Source organism: Kribbella monticola, from assembly GCF_003261635.1.
Taxonomy (GTDB): Bacteria; Actinomycetota; Actinomycetes; order Propionibacteriales; family Kribbellaceae; genus Kribbella; species Kribbella monticola.
This window is the reverse complement of record NZ_QFXK01000034.1, coordinates 75,081-92,547: the sequence shown is the minus strand read 5'-3', so window position 1 is coordinate 92,547 and position 17,467 is coordinate 75,081. Positions and strand designations below refer to the sequence as shown.

Sequence of the window (17,467 nt, the reverse complement as noted above, 5' to 3'; positions counted from 1 at the left end):
ACAGGTGGACTCAGCTGTTGCCGAGGATGGGGAGTGTCGGGCGGCGCGGCGTCCCCAGCGCCGCGTACCCACGGCGTACGGCGTGTTCGAGGTGCTCTGCCGGCCACGGCCAGTCGTCGGTGTGGGCCAGCGCGGCTTCGAGCGACGTGCCGGCGTGATGCAGCCCGGAGATCGTGTTCGCGACCGTACCGAGATCGCCGGCCTGGTCGCGGACGAACTCGGCATCCACCACGGCGCCGTGCCCCGGGACGACCTTGGCCGTCGCCGACAGCAGCCCGATCACCCGGTCGACGGTGTCGGCCCATTCGAGCGGATACGAGTCGTCCCCGTACGACGGGGGAGCGGACTCCTCGATCAGATCGCCGGCGAAGAACACGTCCACATCCGGTACGACGACCACCACGTCGCCGTCGGTATGGCCGTTGCCGAGATGCAGCAGCTCGACCCGGCGGTCGCCCAGGTCGATCACCTTGGCCACCGCGAAACTGTTGTCCACGGCAACCATTTCGGTGTTCTTGCCGTCCGCGGCCAGCGCCGCCGCCGCGTTCTCCTGGGCATAGCTGACAGCACCGGCCCCGGCGAAGACGCCGTTGCCGAAGGTGTGGTCGAAGTGCGCGTGGGTGTTGACGACCCACCGAACCGGTACGTCGGTCAGTTCGCGAATCTCCGCGAGCAACTCGCGGGCCTCGTCGGCGTTCGCCCGGGTGTCGATCACCACGGCACCTTCACTGCCGACCACGAGGCCGACGTTGAGGTCCCACTCGCGATACCGGCGGACCCAGCATCGATCACCCAGCTCGGTCCATGCACTCATACGCCCGACCTTAGCCGGGCGAGTTCGCGCAGCGGTCGGACGGCCCGGGTGGGAAGCCTTATCCAAGCCGCGAGATACGGAGTTGAAGGCCCGCGATGCGCCGCTTAAGGTCGCAGAGCGGTAACGAACTCATCCGATCTCTGACTCGGCCGATCAACGGGGCATTCTGAAGGGCGGACGGCGTGACGACACGACGGGCACTGGTGACCAGGGGCGGCTGGGAAGGCCATCTCCCGGTCGAGGCGACCGAGCTTTTCATCCCGTTCCTGCGGGACAACGACTTCGAGGTGGAGGTGTCGGACAACCTCGACAGCTATCTCGACCTGGACGGCACCGACCTGGTGCTGCAGTGCATCACCATGAGCGAGATCACCGCCGAGCAGGTCAAAGGCCTGGAGGCGGCCGTGCGGGCCGGCACCGGGCTGGCCGGCTGGCACGGCGGCATCGTCGACTCGTTCCGCAACAACGCCGACTACAGCTTCATGACCGGCGGCCAGTTCGTCTCGCACCCGGACGGCTTCGTCGACCACCGGATCGAGGTGGTCTCCGACGACCCGATCGTCGCGGGCATCACGCACTTCGATCTGCACACCGAGCAGTACTACGTGCACGCCGACCCGACCAACAACGTGCTCGCGACCACCACCTTCGGCGCCCACCCGGACTATCCGTGGATCGAGGGCGCGACGATGCCGGCCGTCTGGACCCGCACCTGGGGCGAGGGTCGCGTCTTCGTCTGTACGCCGGGGCACAGCCTCGCCGATCTGAGCGTCCCCGAGGTACGCACGATCATCGAGCGGGGGCTGCTGTGGGCGAGCAAGTGACCGGCGTCGGCATCGTCGGAACCGGTGTCATCAGCGGCACCTACCTCGACCACCTGGCCAAGCTGCCCGGCGTCGACGTGGTCGCCGTCGCGGACCTGGACCTGTCCCGCGCCCAGGCGATCGCCGACCAGAACCCAGGCATCCGGGCGATGTCATCCGAGGACTTGATGGCCGATCCGGCCGTCGACATCGTCCTCAACCTGACCATCCCGGCCGCCCATGCAGCGGTTCACCAGGCCGCCCTGCAAGCCGGGAAGCACACGTACGGCGAGAAGCCGCTCGCGGTCGACCGGGCTGAGGCCGAGCCGCTCCTGAAGCTTGCGGCCGCGAGCAACCTGCGCATCGGCTGCGCGCCCGACACCGTCCTCGGGACCGGCACGCAGACCGCTCGAGCGGTCCTGGATCGCGGCGACATCGGCGTACCGACTGCTGCTTCGGCGTACTTCGTCACACCTGGGCACGAGCTGTGGCACCCGGCACCGGAGTTCTACTACCAGCCCGGTGGCGGTCCGCTGCTCGACATGGGTCCGTACTACGTGACGAGCCTCGTGACTCTGCTCGGTCCCGTACGGCGGGTCACCGGGCGAGCCGGGCGCTCTCAGGCCGAGCGCAAGGTCCACACGGGCCCGCGCGCGGGCCAGACGTTCTCTGTCGACGTGCCGACCCACGTGACCGGCGTGCTGGAGCACGAGTCCGGTGCGCTCACCACTGTGCTGATGAGCTTCGACGTGTGGGCCGCACGGCTGCCACGCATCGAGGTGTACGGCACGGAGGGCAGTCTGTCCGTGCCGGACCCGAACAACTTCGACGGCAAGGTAGAGATCGCCACTGCGTCCGAGCGGGACTGGACGGAGGTCCCCGTAGCCGGTGGGTACGCCGGGACAGGACGCGGCGTCGGCCTGGCCGACATGGCGCGCGCCATCCGGACCGGTGAGCCGCACCGCGCCAACGGCACGCTCGCGTACCACGTGCTCGACGTGCTCGAGTCGCTGCTCGAGGCGGCGGATCAGGATCAGCCAGTGGACGTGGCCAGCACGGTCGAGCGACCGGCCGCCGTACCGTTGGGAGCGTCGCCAGAGAGCAGCTAGGACGGCGCCCACGTAGACTGGCACTCGAAACTCGGGAGTGCCAAGCCAGAGAGGGTGGTGTGCGTGCTGGACGAACGCAAACTGGACGTGCTCCGGGCCATCGTCGAGGACTACGTGGCGACTCATGAGCCGGTCGGCTCGAAGACGCTGGTCGACCGGCACAACCTCGGCGTCTCCCCGGCGACGGTCCGCAACGACATGGCCGCGCTGGAGGAGGAGGGGTACATCACCCAGCCGCACACCAGCGCGGGCCGGATCCCGACCGACGCCGGCTACCGGTTGTTCGTGGACAAGCTGAGCACGGTGAAGGCGCTGTCGCCGGCCGAGAAGCGGGCGATCTCGTCCTTCCTGGTCGGCGCGGTCGACCTGGACGACGTCGTACGCCGTACGGTGCGCCTGCTTGCGCAGATCACCCGGCAGGTCGCGATCGTGCAGTACCCGACGCTCAGCCGGTCCAGCGTGCGCCACATCGAGGTCGTCACGATGACGCCGCGACGGCTGCTGCTGGTGCTGATCACCAGCACCGGCCGGGTCGAGCAGCGGATCGTCGAGGCGCCGGACGACGTCGACGAGCAACTGATCGTCGACCTGCGGACCAGGCTGAACTCGGCACTGACCGGCCAGCGGCTGGCCGACGCGGCGACGTCGCTGGAGAGCGTGACCGAGACCTTCGCACCGGCCGACCGGCCGTTGGTGACCGCGATCGTGACGAGCCTGCTGGAGACCTTCACGGTCGAGGGCGAGCAGCGGATCGCGGTCGGCGGCGCGGCCAACCTCACGCGGTACGGCGACGACTTCGAGCGCAACGTGAAACCGGTGCTGGAGGCGCTCGAGGAGCACGTGATCCTGCTCAAGTTGCTCGGCGAGGCGACCAACCCGCAGACGCTGACCGTCCGGATCGGCCACGAGAACCCGTACGAGGGGCTCGCGACCACGTCGGTCGTGGCGACCGGCTACGGCTCCAAGTCGGAGGCGCTGGCCACCCTCGGCATCGTCGGACCGACCCACATGGACTACCCGAGCACGATGGGCGCCGTCCGCGCCGTCGCGCGCTACGTCAGCCAGATCCTGGCCGACTCATGACTGAATCCCGAACCACCACCTACCGTTGGTCTGGAGTATGAGCACCGATTACTACGCCGTCCTGGGCGTCAGCCGAGACGCCTCACCGGACGAGATCAAGAAGGCCTACCGCAAGCTGGCCCGGCAGTACCACCCGGACGTCAACGACTCCGAGGACGCGCACCACAAGTTCCAGGAGATCGGCCGCGCGTTCCAGGTCCTGAGCGACCCGCAGAAGAAGCAGGTGCACGACCTCGGCGGTGACCCGTTCGCCAGCGGAGCAGGAGCCGGCGGTGCCGGTTTCGGCCAGGCCTTCACCTTCACCGACATCATGGACGCGTTCTTCGGCCAGACCGGGGGCGCCACCCGTGGTCCGCGGCCGCGGACCAGACGCGGCCAGGACGCACTGATCCCGCTCCGGATCGATCTCGCCGAGGCGGCCTTCGGGACCACCCGCGAGCTCAAGGTCGACACCGCCGTGGTCTGCCCGACCTGTTCGGGATCCGGCGCCGCGGCCGGCTCCGAACCGGTCACCTGTGAGATCTGCCACGGCCGCGGCGAGGTGACGCACACCCAGCGCTCGTTCCTCGGCGAGGTCCGGACGATGCGGCCGTGCCCGAACTGCCGCGGCTTCGGCACCACCATCCCGAACCCGTGCATCGAGTGCTCCGGCGACGGCCGGGTCCGCTCCCGGCGTACGGTCACGGTCAAGATCCCCGGTGGCGTCGACAGCGGGACCCGGGTACAGCTGTCCGGCCAGGGCGAGGTCGGCCCCGGCGGCGGCCCGGCCGGCGACCTGTACGTCGAGATCGAGGTCGAGCAGCACGAGATCTTCAGCCGCAACGGCGACGACCTGCACTGCACGGTCACCCTGCCGATGACGGCAGCCGCCCTCGGTACGACGATCGACCTGCCGACCCTGGAAGGTGAGACGACACCGCTGGAGATCCGCCCGGGCACGCAGTCCGGTACGGCGATGACGCTGACCGCACGCGGGGTGCCCCGGCTGCGGCACGCGGGTCGTGGTGACCTGATCGTCCAGGTGATCGTCGAAACCCCGACCAGGCTCGACGACACCCAGTCGGCGTTGCTGCGGCAGCTCGCGGAGGCCCGGGGCGAGGAGCGGCCGCAAGGTCAGGTCCAGGCCACCCACAAGGGTGTCTTCGGGCGGCTGCGCGACGCCTTCGGCAACCACTGAATCGATGGGTCTCCCGGTCTTCTACCTGGCTGACCTCGACGGGTCGGAGTTGGTCCTCGACGGCGCCGAGGGTCGTCACGCGGCCGTCGTACGGCGGATCGGGCCGGGCGAGCGGGTCCGGCTGACCGACGGACGCGGGTCCTTCGCCGAAGGGCCCGTGACGGCTGCCTCGAAGACCGGGGTGACCGTGTCCGTGGATTCTCGGGGCACGGTCGCGGCGGCGACTCCGCGGCTCGTCGTCGTCCAGGCGTTGCCGAAGGGCGAGCGGGCCGAGCTGGCCGTGGAGATGCTCACCGAGGTGGGCGCCGACCTCGTCGTACCGTGGAACGCGGAGCGATCCCAGTTCCGGTCGAACCCGGAGCGGGTCGCGAAGACGCTGGCGAAGTGGCAGGCCTGGGCGTTCGAGGCGAGCAAGCAGTCGCGTCGCTCGTGGTTCTGCGAGGTCGCCCCGATCGCCTCCACTTCCGAGGTGGCTCAGCTCCTCCGCGACGCCGCGCTGCCCGTATTACTGCACGAAGAAGCGAAGACACCCCTGTCCTCACTGGAGTTGCCGGCCGCGGGCGACATCGTCCTTGTCGTAGGCCCCGAGGGCGGCATCTCGCCGGCCGAACTGACCGCCTTCGCCGTCGATCCAGTCCTGCTCGGCGACACGGTCCTCCGTACGTCGACCGCAGGCGTCGCCGCCGCGGCAGTCCTGCTGTCCCGCTCCCGCTGGACCTAGCGGACGATGACCGTCTTGGAGTCCACGTCCGTGATACGGCCGTCCTGGGGGGAGATCAGGTAGGCGTCGAGTTGCCAGGCGCCGGCGGTGAGCTTGGTGGTGAAGGAGAAGGGCGAGAAGCCCTGGCCCTGCCGGGTCGACGTCTGGCCCTGGACCAGTTGCTTGGTCTTCTGGTTGGTGGCTCGCCAGTTCACGACCGCCTCGAAGGTCGCGGCGATGCCCTCGACGGTCACCGGGCCCCGAACGACTGCGCCCTCGGTGGGTGAGTTGATCCAGACCAGCGCCTGAACGTCGGCGGCCTGCGCGCGGCTGAAGGGCTGCCGGGTGTCGACCAGACCGAACAGCGGCACTCCGGAACGCCCTTGCTGGGTCACCCGGACCTGTGCTGTCTGGTCGCCGAGGGCGCCCTGGACGGTGTAGACGAGCTGCTGGACGGCCACCTGCGCCATCCCCGTTTCCAGCTTCAGCCGCGGGTAGGTCTTGAAGTCCACCGTCACCACGCCGTCGTACTGCGTCACCGACAGCGGCATCGCGTCCTGCCAGAGCGAGTAGTAGTCCGGGTCGTCGGACTTCCCGCTGGCCATCACGCGGACCGCTTCCAGCGCGGGGCGGCCGCTGACCGGGACGAAGGTCCGGTAGAGCCGTACGCCGGCGCCGCTCTCGTTGCCCGTCGACTTGCCGAGCCAGTAGACGGAGACGGCCTTGTGCTTGACCGACGGCTCGGGCGTGGTTCTGCTCTTGGCGGTCGATGGCTGGTCGGACGGCGCCGGAGACGGCGGCTGGGTCGCCTGCGAAGCGCTGGTCGTAGCCGCGCTGCTCGTCGAACTGGTCGTTGCGGGCGGACCGGCGACCTCGGGCTCACCGGTGTTCCGGGCGTCGTCGCCCAGCATCGTGAAGGCGGCGATCGCCGCAGCGGTACCGACCACGGCCGCGCCGGCGGCGATCATCCACGGGCGCCGGGTGGTGACCTTGCGCTGGGAGCGGACGCGCGACTGGATCTCGTGCAGGCGGTCGGCCGGCTCGATCCGGTCGGCCTCGTCGGCCAGGGCGCGACGCATCAACTCGTCGAACCGGTCGTCGGGGTCGTTCATCTGCTCTGCTCCAGGACCTGGCGCAGCGACTTGCTCGCCCGCGCGGCGTGGCTCTTCACGGATCCGCGGCTGATCCCCATCGTGTCGGCGATCTCCGCCTCCGAGAGATCACCGTAGTACCGCAGCACCATCACGGTGCGCTGCTTTTCCGGCAAGGTGCGCATCGCTTCGATCACCCGGTCGGTCTCGGCCGTCCGCAGCACAGCCTGCTCCGCACTGGGCTCCTCGGGCAAGGACCGCGGCATGTGTTTGTCGACCACGACGAGATGCCGCTGCCGCGAACGGCAACGGTTCACCACGGCGGTGCGTAGGTATGCCAGAGCCTTGTGCGGATCGCGTAACCGGTGCCAGCGCGCGTGCATCGCCACGAAGGCGTCCTGCACGATCTCCTCCGCCGCACCGGTATCACGCAGCAGCAGGGCGCCGAGGCGGACCAACGACGTGTAATGCGCCGTGTAGACAGCCGTCAGCGCCTCGTCTGCATCCCACGAGGACTCATGTGCCACGCACTCATCGAACACCACAACGGGTTGTGCCACGCAACGGAGACGCGAAGGTCCTGTCACAGGTTGACACCCGCGCGATGAGAACCTTTGACCTGTTGGGGTTTGGAGGACTCTTTGAAGCAGCACGGTGACGCGCGGTGGTCAGGACATCGGGAGATCAGCTATGCGGCGGCCGATCGGCTGTTCGACGAGCTGGCCGGTGCGGACGGCTTGATCCGGGGCATCAGCCGGTCGGAGTACGCCGAGGCCCTCGACAAGGCGCAAGCGCATCAGGACCGTCCGCTCGGAGCGGGGCTGATCAAGAACTTCGCCAACTCCGGACTCTCCTTCCCGTACGTCGGACCGGGGCCGACCATGCACTCGGCGTACGCGAATCCCGAGGTGCAGCGCCAGCACTTCATGGCGGACCCTTATCGGCGCGGTGGCGACAACCTGCGAACCAATGTCGACTACATCCATGCGGAGGTGGTGGCCGCGCAGGTCGCGAGTGGCGACGACCGGTTCGCTCATCTCGGCGCGGCGGCGCATGCGCTCCAGGACAGTTACAGCGGCGCCCATGCCTGGCGCGAGGACTCCGTGTACGACGGGGATCCGGGCGCTCGGGTGCAGTCGTTGCACGTGTTCACGCCGGCTCACGCGGTCGGCATCGACGACGGTCGGAACACGCACTCGGACGCCTTCGACGAGCCGCCGGTGCAGTCGGGCTCCACCCGGGCCGCCGTCGAGGCGACGTACCGGCTGTTGTCGGCCTTCGAACGCGGGCTGGACCGCCCTGACCAGGCAGAACAGCTGATGCACGCCACCCTCGACCCGATGCTGCAGCCCGCACCGACCGGCGTCACCGTCAACGTCACCCCCGGCCCCGAATGGGCAGCCGAGCGCGACCGCCGTCTCGGGCTCGAACACGGCACCGCCGCGCCGACGATCCCCGGCGACGAGCTGAGCCGCCTGAAAGCGGTCCTGGCCGACCACGGCCCGGTCGGGCGCCCGGCCGACGGGGCAGGGCTGTCCGGCGCCCTGGAAAGCGCTGCCCGCGCGGACTCTGCCGTACGTCGTGGGCAGGCTCCTGGCGGCCGCGACAGCACCGCCGAGCGCGCCTGAGCTCCACCGCCCCGCCCGCTTCGGCCGGAATTGCAGTGAGGCTGTCGGGTGGGGCGGCTAGCATGGGTGGGTCACACCATCTGCATCAGGAGGAAGAGGCTGTCCAGGCCACGCAGTATCGAGCCGTCGCACCCGGGTGCGGCGCGCGCCGACAGCGGCGCAGCAGGTGCCGGCCACAAGGCGTCCCACAAGATCGTGGTGCCGAACAGCATCGACATGGTGGCGCTGCTCGGAGCCCGCGACGAGTTCCTCCGGATCGTCGAGAAGGAGTTCGCCGCCGACATCCTGGTCCGTGGCAACGAGATCAGCATGTCCGGTGAGCCGGCCGAGCTGGCCCTGGTCGAGCGGCTGTTCGACGAGCTGATCGCGGTCGTGCGGACCGGTCACGGGCTGATCGCCGACTCCGTCGAGCGCAGCATCGCGATGATCAAGGCGGAGACCGTCGAGAGCCCGGCCGACGTACTGACCCAGAACATCCTGTCCAGCCGCGGCCGGACGATCCGGCCGAAGACGCTGAACCAGAAGCGCTACGTCGACGCGATCGACAAGAACACGATCGTGTTCGGCATCGGCCCGGCCGGTACCGGTAAGACGTACCTCGCGGTCGCCAAGGCGGTCCAGGCGCTGCAGGCCAAGGAGGTCACCCGGATCATCCTGACCCGGCCGGCCGTCGAGGCCGGTGAGCGGCTCGGGTTCCTGCCCGGCACGCTGTCGGAGAAGATCGACCCGTACCTGCGCCCCCTGTACGACGCGCTGCACGACATGCTCGACCCCGAGTCGATCCCGCGGCTGATGACGGCCGGGACGATCGAGATCGCCCCGCTGGCCTACATGCGCGGCCGGACCCTGAACGACGCCTACATCATCCTGGACGAGGCGCAGAACACCTCGCCCGAGCAGATGAAGATGTTCCTCACCCGGCTCGGCTTCGGCTCGAAGATGGTCGTCACCGGTGACGTCACCCAGGTGGACCTGCCGACCGGGACGCGGTCCGGCCTGCGGGTCGTCCAGGACATCCTGGAAGGCGTGCAGGACCTGGCGTTCTGCCGGCTCACCTCGCACGACGTGGTCCGGCACAAACTGGTCGGCCGGATCGTGTCGGCGTACGAGAACTACGAAAGCGACGCTGAGCCCCGAGCATGAACGTAGAGGTCAACAACGAGTCCGGTGTGGAGATCGACGCCCACGGACTGATGCGGCTGAGCCGCTTCGTGATGTCGTCGCTGCGCCTGCACCCCGAGTGCGAGCTGTCGATCAAGCTGGTCGACGAGGACACGATGGCGCGGTACCACGTCGAGTTCCTCGACCTGCCGGGCCCGACGGACGTGATGTCGTGGCCGATGGACGAGCTGCGGCCGGGGACGAGTGACTCCGACGAGGGCGACCTGCCGCTGGGACACCTCGGCGACATCGCGCTCTGCCCGACCGTCGCGGCCGCGCAGGGCGCGAAGGCCGGTCACGGCACCTGGGCCGAGCTGGAGCTGCTGACGGTGCACGGGATCCTGCACCTGCTCGGCTACGACCACGCCGAACCCGCCGAGAAGGCGGAGATGTGGGACGTCCAGGGCCGCCTGCTGGAAGCCTGGCGCGCACCAGGAAACACGCTCGGGCAGGAGTGACGTTCCGGTGACTTTCCACGACGGCGTTCTGCTGGTTGTGGCTGCGGTGCTCGTTCTGCTGGCCGGCCTGTTCGCCGGTGCGGAGGCGGCGCTCTCGGCGTACTCGAAGGTGCGCGCGAACGAGCAGGTGGAGCAGGGCAACCTGCGCGCCGTTCGGCTGCGCGACCTGCTGTCCGACGCCCCGCGGTACCTGAACACGTTGCTGCTGGTCCGGCTGAGCTGCGAGATCAGCGCGATCGTGCTGGTCACCCAGGCGCTGTCCAATGTCTTCGCAGTGACCTGGGAGCACATCCTGATCACCGCGGTGGTGATGGTGGTCGTCTCGTACGTGATCATCGGCGTCGCGCCGCGGACCCTGGGTCGCCAGCACTCCGACCGGTTCGCGATGATCTCGGCCGGCCCGATCATGGCGCTGACCAGCGTGCTCGGCCCGCTGCCGAAGGTGCTGATCCTGCTCGGCAACGCGCTCACGCCCGGCAAGGGGTTCGCGGCCGGCCCGTTCGCGACCGAGGCGGAGTTGCGCGCGCTGGTCGATCTGGCCGAGAAGTCGTCGGTGATCGAGTCGGGCGAGCGGCAGATGATCCATTCGGTGTTCGAGCTCGGTGACACGATCGTCCGCGAGGTGATGGTGCCGCGGACCGACATGGTCTACATCGAACGGCACAAGAAGCTGCGCCAGCTGACCTCGCTGGCGTTGCGCAGTGGCTACTCGCGGATCCCGGTGGTCGGCGAGTCGCTGGACGACATCGTCGGCGTGGCCTACCTCAAGGACGTGATGCGGCGCGTGTACGACAACGCCGCTGCCGAGTCGACCGAGCGGGTCGAGTCGGTGATGCGCCCGTGCATGTACATCCCCGACTCCAAGCCGGTGGACCAGTTGCTGCGCGAGATGCAGGCGGCCCGGATGCACGTCGCGATCGTCGTCGACGAGTACGGCGGAACGGCCGGCCTGGTCACCATCGAGGACATCCTCGAGGAGATCGTCGGCGAGATCACCGACGAGTACGACGAGGCGCCGGAAGCGGTGCAGGCGTTGTCGGACGGGGCCTACCGGGTGTCCAGCCGGTTCCCGATCGACGAGCTCGGTGAGCTGTTCGGCGTACCGCTGGACGACGACGACGTGGACACCGTCGGCGGTCTGATGGCGAAACTGCTCGGCAAGGTGCCGATTCCCGGTGCGGAGGTCGAGATCGAAGGCCTCGGGCTGTCGCTCACCGCGGAACGCCCGTCCGGCCGCCGCAACCAGGTCGGCACCGTCCTGGTCCGCCGCCCCGAACCAGCCGGCCACCCCCAAGACACCACCCACCAAACCGCCTGACCTCATGCCCCACCACCCCCACCACCACTTCCTGCACCACCGCTTTCCCTCGCACCACCGCCTTCCCGCACCACCCGCTTTCCCTCGCACCACCGCCTTCCCGCACCACCCGCTTTCCCTCGCACCACCGCCTTCCCGCACCACCCGCTTTCCCTCGCACCACCGCCTTCCCGCACCACCCGCTTTCCCTCGCACCACCGCCTTCTGAGCCCACCGCTTTCCTTCCCTCTTTTGCTTTTCAGTCTTTGGGAGTTTGTTTTGACTGCTGCTGACCTGTCTGCTGAGGACGCCAAGCTCGTCACGCTGGCCCGGGCTGCCCGGGCCCGGACGCGCGCCGCGGAAGGTGCCGCGGTCCGCGACACCGACGGGCGGACTTATGCTGCTTGCACGGTTCAGCTGGACACCGTCGGTCTCAGCGCGCTGCAGTTGGCGATCGCGATGGCGGTGTCTTCCGGCGTCAAGGGAATCGAGGCGGCCGCGGTGGTGACCGAATCACCGGACGTCGATGTGGAGGTGGTGCGCTACTTCGGTGGCGCGGCCCTCCCGGTAGTCGTTGCCAACGGCAACGGAGAGGTTCGTGATGTCGTCCACACCTGAGCACACCCCGGAGTTCCGCTCCGGCTTCGCCTGTTTCGTCGGCCGCCCGAACGCGGGCAAGTCGACGCTGACCAACGCGCTGGTCGGCCAGAAGATCGTGATCACCTCGTCGAAACCGCAGACCACGCGGCACGCCGTACGAGGCATCGTGCACCGCCCGGACGCCCAGCTGATCCTGGTCGACACCCCCGGTCTGCACAAGCCGCGGACGCTGCTCGGCGAGCGGCTGAACGACGTGGTGAAGACGACCTGGGCCGAGGTCGACGTGATCGCGATCTGTCTGCCGTCGAACGAGAAGATCGGCCCGGGCGACCGGTTCCTGGTCACCGAGGCGGCCAAGGTCGCCAAGACGCCGAAGATCGCGCTGGCCACCAAGTCCGACCTGGTCGGGCCGGACCGGATGGCCGAGCACCTGTCCGAGATCGCCGCCCTGGGCGAGTCGGTCGGGATCGAGTGGGCCGCGGTGATCCCGGTCTCGGCGGTGGACAACTTCCAGACCGAACTGGTCGCCGACGAACTGGTGAAGCAGCTGCCCGAGGGACGGCCGCTGTACCCCGACGGCGACATCACCGACGAACCCGAGGAGATCCTGGTCGGCGAACTGATCCGGGAGGCCGCGCTGGAGGGCGTCCGCGACGAACTGCCGCACTCGATCGCCGTCACCATCGACGAGATGGGCCTGCGCGAGGACCGGCCGGCCGACAAGCCGCTGATCGACATCTACGCCAACCTCTACCTCGAGCGGGAGAGTCAGAAGGGCATCATCATCGGCCACAAGGGCGCCCGGCTCCGCGAGGTCGGCGCGAACGCCCGCCGCCAGATCGAGGCCCTGCTCGGTACGCCGGTCTACCTCGACCTGCACGTCAAGATCGCGAAGAACTGGCAGACGGACGCGAAGCACCTTCGCAAGCTCGGGTTCTGACTTGGACGTCCTGAAGAACCCGATGTACTACGCCCTGACGGGCACGCACTCGGGTCTTGCTGAAACCCGGGGCCGGGCTTGTCGCTACGCGGCCCAGGTCGCGCCCTTCCTCGGGTTGCCGGACGAGCCCACCGAGCAGGACTGGGCGGATGCGGCCTCGTTGCTCGGGGTCGGCCACACTGCCGCCCTGATGCGGCCGGACCTGCCGCTGCCGGAGGATTTCAAGCTCGTCCAGCAGTTCGACCTCGTCCAGTTGGTGGCGCCTGAGTCGTTCGGCGTCGAGGACCCGGAGGCCGTGGTACTGAATGCCGATGATGTGCCGGAGATGCTCGCGCTGACCGAGCTCACCGAGCCGGGGCCGTTTCGCACCCGCACGATCGAGTTCGGCGGGTATCTCGGGTTGCGTGCGCAGGGTGCGTTGATCGCGATGGCCGGCGAACGATGCCGCCCACCCGGATACGTCGAGATCAGCGCGGTCTGCACCGACCCGGCGTACCGGGGCAAAGGGCTCGCCACCCGGTTGATCCGGGCAGTTGCCGCCGGCATCGAAGGGGAAGGTGCGCGGCCGTTCCTGCACACGGGCGGCACCAACCTGCGGGCCATCCGGCTCTACGAGTCGCTGGGCTTCACGGTCTCCAACCGCATGAAGGTACTGGTCGTCCAACCCGTTTGATTACAGGGATTTCTGGAAGTCCAGTGCCCTGGCAACGATGTGGTAGTTCAACTGCTCGTTGATCGCGATCATGTGGGCATTGGACTCGGCGTTCCAGGTGTCGAGCTGGGTGACGGCCGGCTCGGCCTCGCGAAGCCACAGCAGCATGCCCGTCTTCACCAGCGCGCCGAGTCGGTGACCGCGATGATCGCGCGAAACAGCCGTGTCGGCCTGCTCGGCGATGTGCGGTCGCTCCCGCTCGACGGTGACGGTCGAGTGCCCGGCCAGTACGCCGGTGGCGCGCTCGCGGGCGATCACGCGGTACAGGGTCCGGTCGTGTGCGAGCTGGGCGTCTTCGTATGCGCGCAGCCGTTCCGGGCTGTACTCGTCGTCCTCGATCTCCAGCTCGTCCCTCGGCGCATCGTTGATCGACGCGGTCACCGCGACCATCTCTTCGAGCAGGTCTTCGGGCAGCCGGCCGGTGATCCGGATCAGTTCGTACGCCGACGAGGCGCGCACCGCTTCGGCGTACAGGTCCTCCACGACCGACCAGTCGAGGCCGGCGATGTCCTGGCGCCGGTTCACCTCGATCGACTTCTGCTCGTATCCGTGCCGCTCGGCGAACGCGGCCGCTTTCGGCAGGTCCCAGGTGGTCGTCCCGATCGAGTTCCGCCCGACCCGGCGCGCCAGCTGCTCGGCGTACCGGACGAGTTCGCTGCCGATCCCGCGGCCGCGGTAGTCCGGGTGCACCTCGACCTCGAACCAGGCGAGGTTGGTGTTGTCGTACGTCGGCAGCTCGAGGCTCAGCAGTCCGGCCACGAACCCGTCGGCGTCCCGGGCGAGATAGCTCTGGCCGGGATCGCCGTCCCAGCCGTACTTCAGGTGCGCCGCATAACTGCGTGGTGTCGGCAGTAGCTGTTCCGGGCAGTCGAGTTTCGCGGTGGCGGTCAGCAGCGCTACCGCCTCGGCACAGCCGACCTCGTCGTCGGGAGAGAGCCTGGTGATGTCCACGGCCCCAGCGTGCGCCGCGGCCGGTCGTCACCGCGAGTCATTTACCGCCGGTGAAGAATTTCCCGGCGCAGGTATTCTTGACTCGTTCCAGAATACGGGAGAGACTTCCGGTGATGGCCACCTCCGACTTCCAGCAGCTGCTGCGCGAGTCCGCGCTGCGGGTCACCCGGCCGCGGCTCGCCGTACTGGGCGCGGTGCATTCGCATCCGCACGCCGACACCGACGCGATCATCCGGGCCACCCGCGAGGAGCTCCCGGACGTCTCGCACCAGGCGGTGTACGACGTACTGCGCGCGCTGACCGATGCCGGCCTCGTACGCCGGATCCAGCCGGCCGGGTCGGTCGCACGCTACGAGGCCCGGGTGGCGGACAACCACCACCACGTGGTCTGCCGGTCGTGCGGTGCCATCGAAGACGTGGACTGCGCCGTCGGCGCGGCTCCGTGCCTGCACCCGTCCGGCCGGCACGGCTTCGTCGTCGACGAGGCCGAGGTCGTGTACTGGGGGCTGTGCCCCGACTGTTCCGCGGCCGGTTCCGAACCAGCCACCACATCGAGAGGTAGAGCATGACCGAGACGCCTGACGTGGCCAACCACGGCAGTGAGAGCGAGAACCCCGCCATCGACTCCCCGACGCCCGCGGTGCCCACGCCCCGGTCGAACCGGGACTGGTGGCCGAACCAGCTGGACCTCTCGGTCCTGCGCCGGCACGCGCCGCAGGCCAGCCCGCTGGACCAGGACTTCGACTACGCCGAGGAGTTCAAGAAGCTCGACGTGGACGCGCTCAAGCGCGACATCGTCGAGGTGATGCGCAGCTCGCAGGAGTGGTGGCCGTCCGACTTCGGTCACTACGGACCGCTGTTCATCCGGATGAGCTGGCACAGCGCCGGCACCTACCGGATCGAGGACGGCCGCGGTGGCGCCGGCGACGGCGCGCAGCGGTTCGCCCCGCTGAACAGCTGGCCCGACAACGCCAACCTGGACAAGGCCCGCCGGCTGCTCTGGCCGGTCAAGCAGAAGTACGGCCGCAAGATCTCCTGGGCCGACCTGCTGGTGCTGGCCGGCAACGTCGCGCTGGAGGACATGGGCTTCCAGACCTTCGGGTTCGGGTTCGGCCGCGAGGACGTCTGGGAGCCGGAGGAGATCTTCTGGGGTCCGGAAGACAGCTGGCTCGGCGACCAGCGTTACAGCGGTGACCGGCAGCTGGCCAACCCGCTCGGCGCGGTCCAGATGGGCCTGATCTACGTCAACCCCGAAGGCCCCAACGGCAAGCCGGACCCGCTGGCCGCGGCCCGCGACATCCGCGACACGTTCGCCCGGATGGCGATGAACGACGAGGAGACCATCGCGCTGATCGCCGGCGGTCACTCGTTCGGCAAGACCCACGGCGCCGGTCCCGCCGACCACGTCGGCCCCGAGCCGGAAGGCGCCCCGATCGAGGCCCAAGGCCTGGGCTGGAAGAGCACCTACGGCTCCGGCAAGGGCTCGGACACCATCACCAGCGGTCTCGAGGTGACGTGGACCAGTACGCCGACGCGCTGGGGTCACGGCTTCTTCCAGAACCTGTTCGGCCACGAGTGGGAGCTCACCAAGAGCCCTGCTGGCGCGTACCAGTGGGTAGCGAAGGACGCCGACGAGACCATCCCGGACGCGCACGACCCGGCGAAGAAGCACCGCCCGACGATGCTCACGACGGACCTGGCGCTGCGCGTCGACCCGGCGTACGAGAAGATCTCGCGCCGCTTCCTGGAGCACCCTGAGGAGTTCCAGCTCGCGTTCGCCAAGGCGTGGTACAAGCTGCTGCACCGCGACATGGGCCCGGTCTCGCGCTACCTCGGCCCGTGGGTCCCGGAGCAGCAGCTCTGGCAGGACCCGGTCCCGGCAGTCGACCACGAGCTGATCGACGACGCGGACGCCGCGACGCTCAAGCAGCAACTGCTCGACTCCGGGCTGTCCGTCGGTCAGTTGGTCAAGACCGCGTGGGCCTCGGCGGCCTCGTTCCGCGGTACCGACAAGCGCGGTGGCGCCAACGGTGCCCGGATCCGGCTCGAGCCGCAGCGCAACTGGGAGGTCAACGAGCCTGCCGAGCTGACCGGCGTACTGGCGAAGCTCGAGCAGATCCAGCAGGAGTTCAACAGCGCGCAGACCGGTGGTAAGCGGATCTCGCTGGCCGACCTGATCGTGCTCGCCGGCAACGCCGGTGTGGAAGAGGCGGCCCGCAAGGCCGGCCACGACGTCACCGTGCCGTTCCACCCCGGCCGGACCGACGCCTCGCAGGACGAGACCGACACCGACACGTTCGCCGTACTCGAGCCGCGGGCCGACGGGTTCCGCAACTACGTGCGGGCGGGGGAGAAGGTCTCGCCGGAGACGTTGCTGCTCGACCGGGCGTACATGCTGACCCTGACCGCGCCGGAGCTGACCGTGCTGGTCGGCGGTCTGCGCGCGCTCGGTGCGAACGTCAACGGTGCCAAGCACGGCGTGTTCACCGACCGGCCGGAGACGCTGAGCACCGACTTCTTCGTGAACCTGCTCGCCGCGGGCACGGAGTGGAAGGCGTCGGCCGCGGAGGAGAACGTCTTCGAGATCCGCGAGCTCGGCAGCGACCAGGTGAAGTGGACGGCCACCGCCGTCGACCTCGTCTTCGGCGCCAACTCGCAACTGCGCGCGCTCGCCGAGGTGTACGCCGCCGACGACGCCCAGGAGAAGTTCGTCAAGGACTTCGTCGCCGCCTGGGTAAAGGTGATGGAGCTCGACCGCTTCGACCTGCGCTGAGCAGTCCGTACGGTAAGCAACCGGGCCGGTTCCCTCACGGGGGAGCCGGCCCGGTTCGTGTACGACGACCCGCTTCGCGCCTCCTACGTCGGCGCTCGACCCACCCGGCCCCGGGTCGCTGCTCCTTCGTCGCAGCTCACAACTACGAGCCGGCCGACCGGCTGCTGCAT

Annotated in this window: 19 protein-coding genes; 14 read left to right on the top strand and 5 right to left on the bottom strand. The window is 69.0% G+C overall.

Annotated elements, in window-relative coordinates; translation table 11 throughout:
* Positions 1-10 precede the first annotated feature (10 nt).
* A complete protein-coding gene (locus DIZ26_RS25055) occupies positions 11-814 on the bottom strand; it encodes an MBL fold metallo-hydrolase (RefSeq protein ID WP_112245658.1) in 804 nt (267 codons plus the stop codon).
* A gap of 182 nt (positions 815-996) precedes the next feature.
* Here DIZ26_RS25055 and DIZ26_RS25050 point away from each other — a divergent pair, with 182 nt between their 5' ends.
* From DIZ26_RS25050 to DIZ26_RS25030, 5 genes are all read left to right on the top strand, one after another.
* Positions 997-1,638: a ThuA domain-containing protein gene (locus DIZ26_RS25050; RefSeq protein WP_232828585.1), complete on the top strand. Its 642-nt coding sequence runs from the start codon at positions 997-999 to the stop codon at positions 1,636-1,638.
* Positions 1,623-2,726: a Gfo/Idh/MocA family protein gene (locus DIZ26_RS25045; protein ID WP_112245654.1), complete on the top strand. Its 1,104-nt coding sequence runs from the start codon at positions 1,623-1,625 to the stop codon at positions 2,724-2,726. The genes DIZ26_RS25050 and DIZ26_RS25045 overlap by 16 nt, the downstream gene beginning before the upstream one ends.
* A 63-nt stretch (positions 2,727-2,789) precedes the next feature.
* Positions 2,790-3,809, top strand: coding sequence for a heat-inducible transcriptional repressor HrcA (gene hrcA, locus DIZ26_RS25040; RefSeq protein WP_112245652.1), 1,020 nt, complete (start codon positions 2,790-2,792; stop codon positions 3,807-3,809).
* A gap of 37 nt (positions 3,810-3,846) precedes the next feature.
* Entirely contained in the window at positions 3,847-4,986 is a 1,140-nt protein-coding gene (dnaJ, locus tag DIZ26_RS25035) for a molecular chaperone DnaJ (protein WP_112245650.1), read from the top strand.
* 4 nt (positions 4,987-4,990) lie between these two features.
* Positions 4,991-5,707, top strand: coding sequence for a 16S rRNA (uracil(1498)-N(3))-methyltransferase (locus DIZ26_RS25030; RefSeq protein ID WP_112245648.1), 717 nt, complete (start codon positions 4,991-4,993; stop codon positions 5,705-5,707).
* Here DIZ26_RS25030 and DIZ26_RS25025 read toward each other — a convergent pair.
* Positions 5,704-6,798, bottom strand: a complete 1,095-nt coding sequence (locus DIZ26_RS25025; protein ID WP_112245646.1) for a Gmad2 immunoglobulin-like domain-containing protein — start codon at positions 6,796-6,798, stop codon at positions 5,704-5,706. The genes DIZ26_RS25030 and DIZ26_RS25025 overlap by 4 nt on opposite strands.
* Positions 6,795-7,304, bottom strand: a complete 510-nt coding sequence (locus tag DIZ26_RS25020; protein ID WP_232828584.1) for a SigE family RNA polymerase sigma factor — start codon at positions 7,302-7,304, stop codon at positions 6,795-6,797. The genes DIZ26_RS25025 and DIZ26_RS25020 overlap by 4 nt, the downstream gene beginning before the upstream one ends.
* A 114-nt stretch (positions 7,305-7,418) precedes the next feature.
* On the opposite strand from DIZ26_RS25020, the gene DIZ26_RS25015 reads away from it, so the two are divergent.
* Positions 7,419-8,405: a hypothetical protein gene (locus tag DIZ26_RS25015; RefSeq protein WP_112245642.1), complete on the top strand. Its 987-nt coding sequence runs from the start codon at positions 7,419-7,421 to the stop codon at positions 8,403-8,405.
* A 71-nt stretch (positions 8,406-8,476) separates the two neighbouring features.
* Here the strand turns inward: DIZ26_RS25015 and DIZ26_RS38395 are convergent, their stop codons facing one another.
* Complete coding sequence (locus DIZ26_RS38395) at positions 8,477-8,623, bottom strand: hypothetical protein (protein WP_232828583.1); 147 nt, start codon at positions 8,621-8,623, stop codon at positions 8,477-8,479.
* On the opposite strand from DIZ26_RS38395, the gene DIZ26_RS25010 reads away from it, so the two are divergent.
* From DIZ26_RS25010 to DIZ26_RS24985, 6 genes are all read left to right on the top strand, one after another.
* The gene (locus DIZ26_RS25010; RefSeq protein ID WP_232828602.1) at positions 8,622-9,548 is read left to right on the top strand and encodes a PhoH family protein; all 927 of its coding nucleotides are present in this window, start codon (positions 8,622-8,624) and stop codon (positions 9,546-9,548) included. The two genes, DIZ26_RS38395 and DIZ26_RS25010, sit on opposite strands and share 2 nt — an antisense overlap.
* A complete protein-coding gene (ybeY, locus tag DIZ26_RS25005; RefSeq protein ID WP_112245640.1) occupies positions 9,545-10,024 on the top strand; it encodes an rRNA maturation RNase YbeY in 480 nt (159 codons plus the stop codon). Before DIZ26_RS25010 ends, ybeY begins: the two co-directional genes overlap by 4 nt.
* 7 nt (positions 10,025-10,031) lie before the next feature.
* Positions 10,032-11,342: a hemolysin family protein gene (locus DIZ26_RS25000; protein ID WP_112245638.1), complete on the top strand. Its 1,311-nt coding sequence runs from the start codon at positions 10,032-10,034 to the stop codon at positions 11,340-11,342.
* 258 nt (positions 11,343-11,600) lie between these two features.
* Complete coding sequence (locus DIZ26_RS24995) at positions 11,601-11,939, top strand: cytidine deaminase (RefSeq protein WP_112245636.1); 339 nt, start codon at positions 11,601-11,603, stop codon at positions 11,937-11,939.
* Positions 11,923-12,861 (top strand): GTPase Era, encoded by a 939-nt coding sequence (gene era / locus DIZ26_RS24990; RefSeq protein ID WP_112245634.1) that lies wholly within the window; start codon positions 11,923-11,925, stop codon positions 12,859-12,861. The genes DIZ26_RS24995 and era overlap by 17 nt, the downstream gene beginning before the upstream one ends.
* A 1-nt stretch (position 12,862) precedes the next feature.
* Positions 12,863-13,534 carry a GNAT family N-acetyltransferase gene (locus DIZ26_RS24985; RefSeq protein WP_232828582.1) on the top strand — a complete coding sequence of 224 codons (672 nt, stop codon included), beginning with the start codon at positions 12,863-12,865 and terminating at the stop codon, positions 13,532-13,534.
* On the opposite strand, the gene DIZ26_RS24980 is transcribed toward DIZ26_RS24985, so the two are convergent.
* Positions 13,535-14,524 carry a GNAT family N-acetyltransferase gene (locus tag DIZ26_RS24980; protein ID WP_232828581.1) on the bottom strand — a complete coding sequence of 330 codons (990 nt, stop codon included), beginning with the start codon at positions 14,522-14,524 and terminating at the stop codon, positions 13,535-13,537.
* 113 nt (positions 14,525-14,637) lie between these two features.
* Between DIZ26_RS24980 and DIZ26_RS24975 the strand changes: the two genes are divergently transcribed.
* Together DIZ26_RS24975 and katG are read left to right on the top strand one after the other, a co-directional pair.
* Positions 14,638-15,093, top strand: coding sequence for a Fur family transcriptional regulator (locus DIZ26_RS24975; RefSeq protein ID WP_112245632.1), 456 nt, complete (start codon positions 14,638-14,640; stop codon positions 15,091-15,093).
* Positions 15,090-17,297, top strand: coding sequence for a catalase/peroxidase HPI (gene katG / locus DIZ26_RS24970; protein ID WP_112245630.1), 2,208 nt, complete (start codon positions 15,090-15,092; stop codon positions 17,295-17,297). The genes DIZ26_RS24975 and katG overlap by 4 nt, the downstream gene beginning before the upstream one ends.
* Positions 17,298-17,467: the final 170 nt, after the last annotated feature.

Bases quoted from the DNA above. Each gene is read 5' to 3' on its own strand.
- DIZ26_RS25055 (WP_112245658.1), bottom strand. From the start codon at position 814: ATGAGTGCATGGACCGAGCTGGGTGATCGATGCTGGGTCCGCCGGTAT.
- dnaJ (WP_112245650.1), top strand. From the start codon at position 3,847: ATGAGCACCGATTACTACGCCGTCCTGGGCGTCAGCCGAGACGCCTCA.
- DIZ26_RS25030 (WP_112245648.1), top strand. From the start codon at position 4,991: ATGGGTCTCCCGGTCTTCTACCTGGCTGACCTCGACGGGTCGGAGTTG.
- DIZ26_RS25025 (WP_112245646.1), bottom strand. From the start codon at position 6,798: ATGAACGACCCCGACGACCGGTTCGACGAGTTGATGCGTCGCGCCCTG.
- DIZ26_RS25010 (WP_232828602.1), top strand. From the start codon at position 8,622: ATGGTGGCGCTGCTCGGAGCCCGCGACGAGTTCCTCCGGATCGTCGAG.
- DIZ26_RS38395 (WP_232828583.1), bottom strand. From the start codon at position 8,623: ATGTCGATGCTGTTCGGCACCACGATCTTGTGGGACGCCTTGTGGCCG.
- ybeY (WP_112245640.1), top strand. From the start codon at position 9,545: ATGAACGTAGAGGTCAACAACGAGTCCGGTGTGGAGATCGACGCCCAC.
- era (WP_112245634.1), top strand. From the start codon at position 11,923: ATGTCGTCCACACCTGAGCACACCCCGGAGTTCCGCTCCGGCTTCGCC.
- DIZ26_RS24975 (WP_112245632.1), top strand. From the start codon at position 14,638: ATGGCCACCTCCGACTTCCAGCAGCTGCTGCGCGAGTCCGCGCTGCGG.
- katG (WP_112245630.1), top strand. From the start codon at position 15,090: ATGACCGAGACGCCTGACGTGGCCAACCACGGCAGTGAGAGCGAGAAC.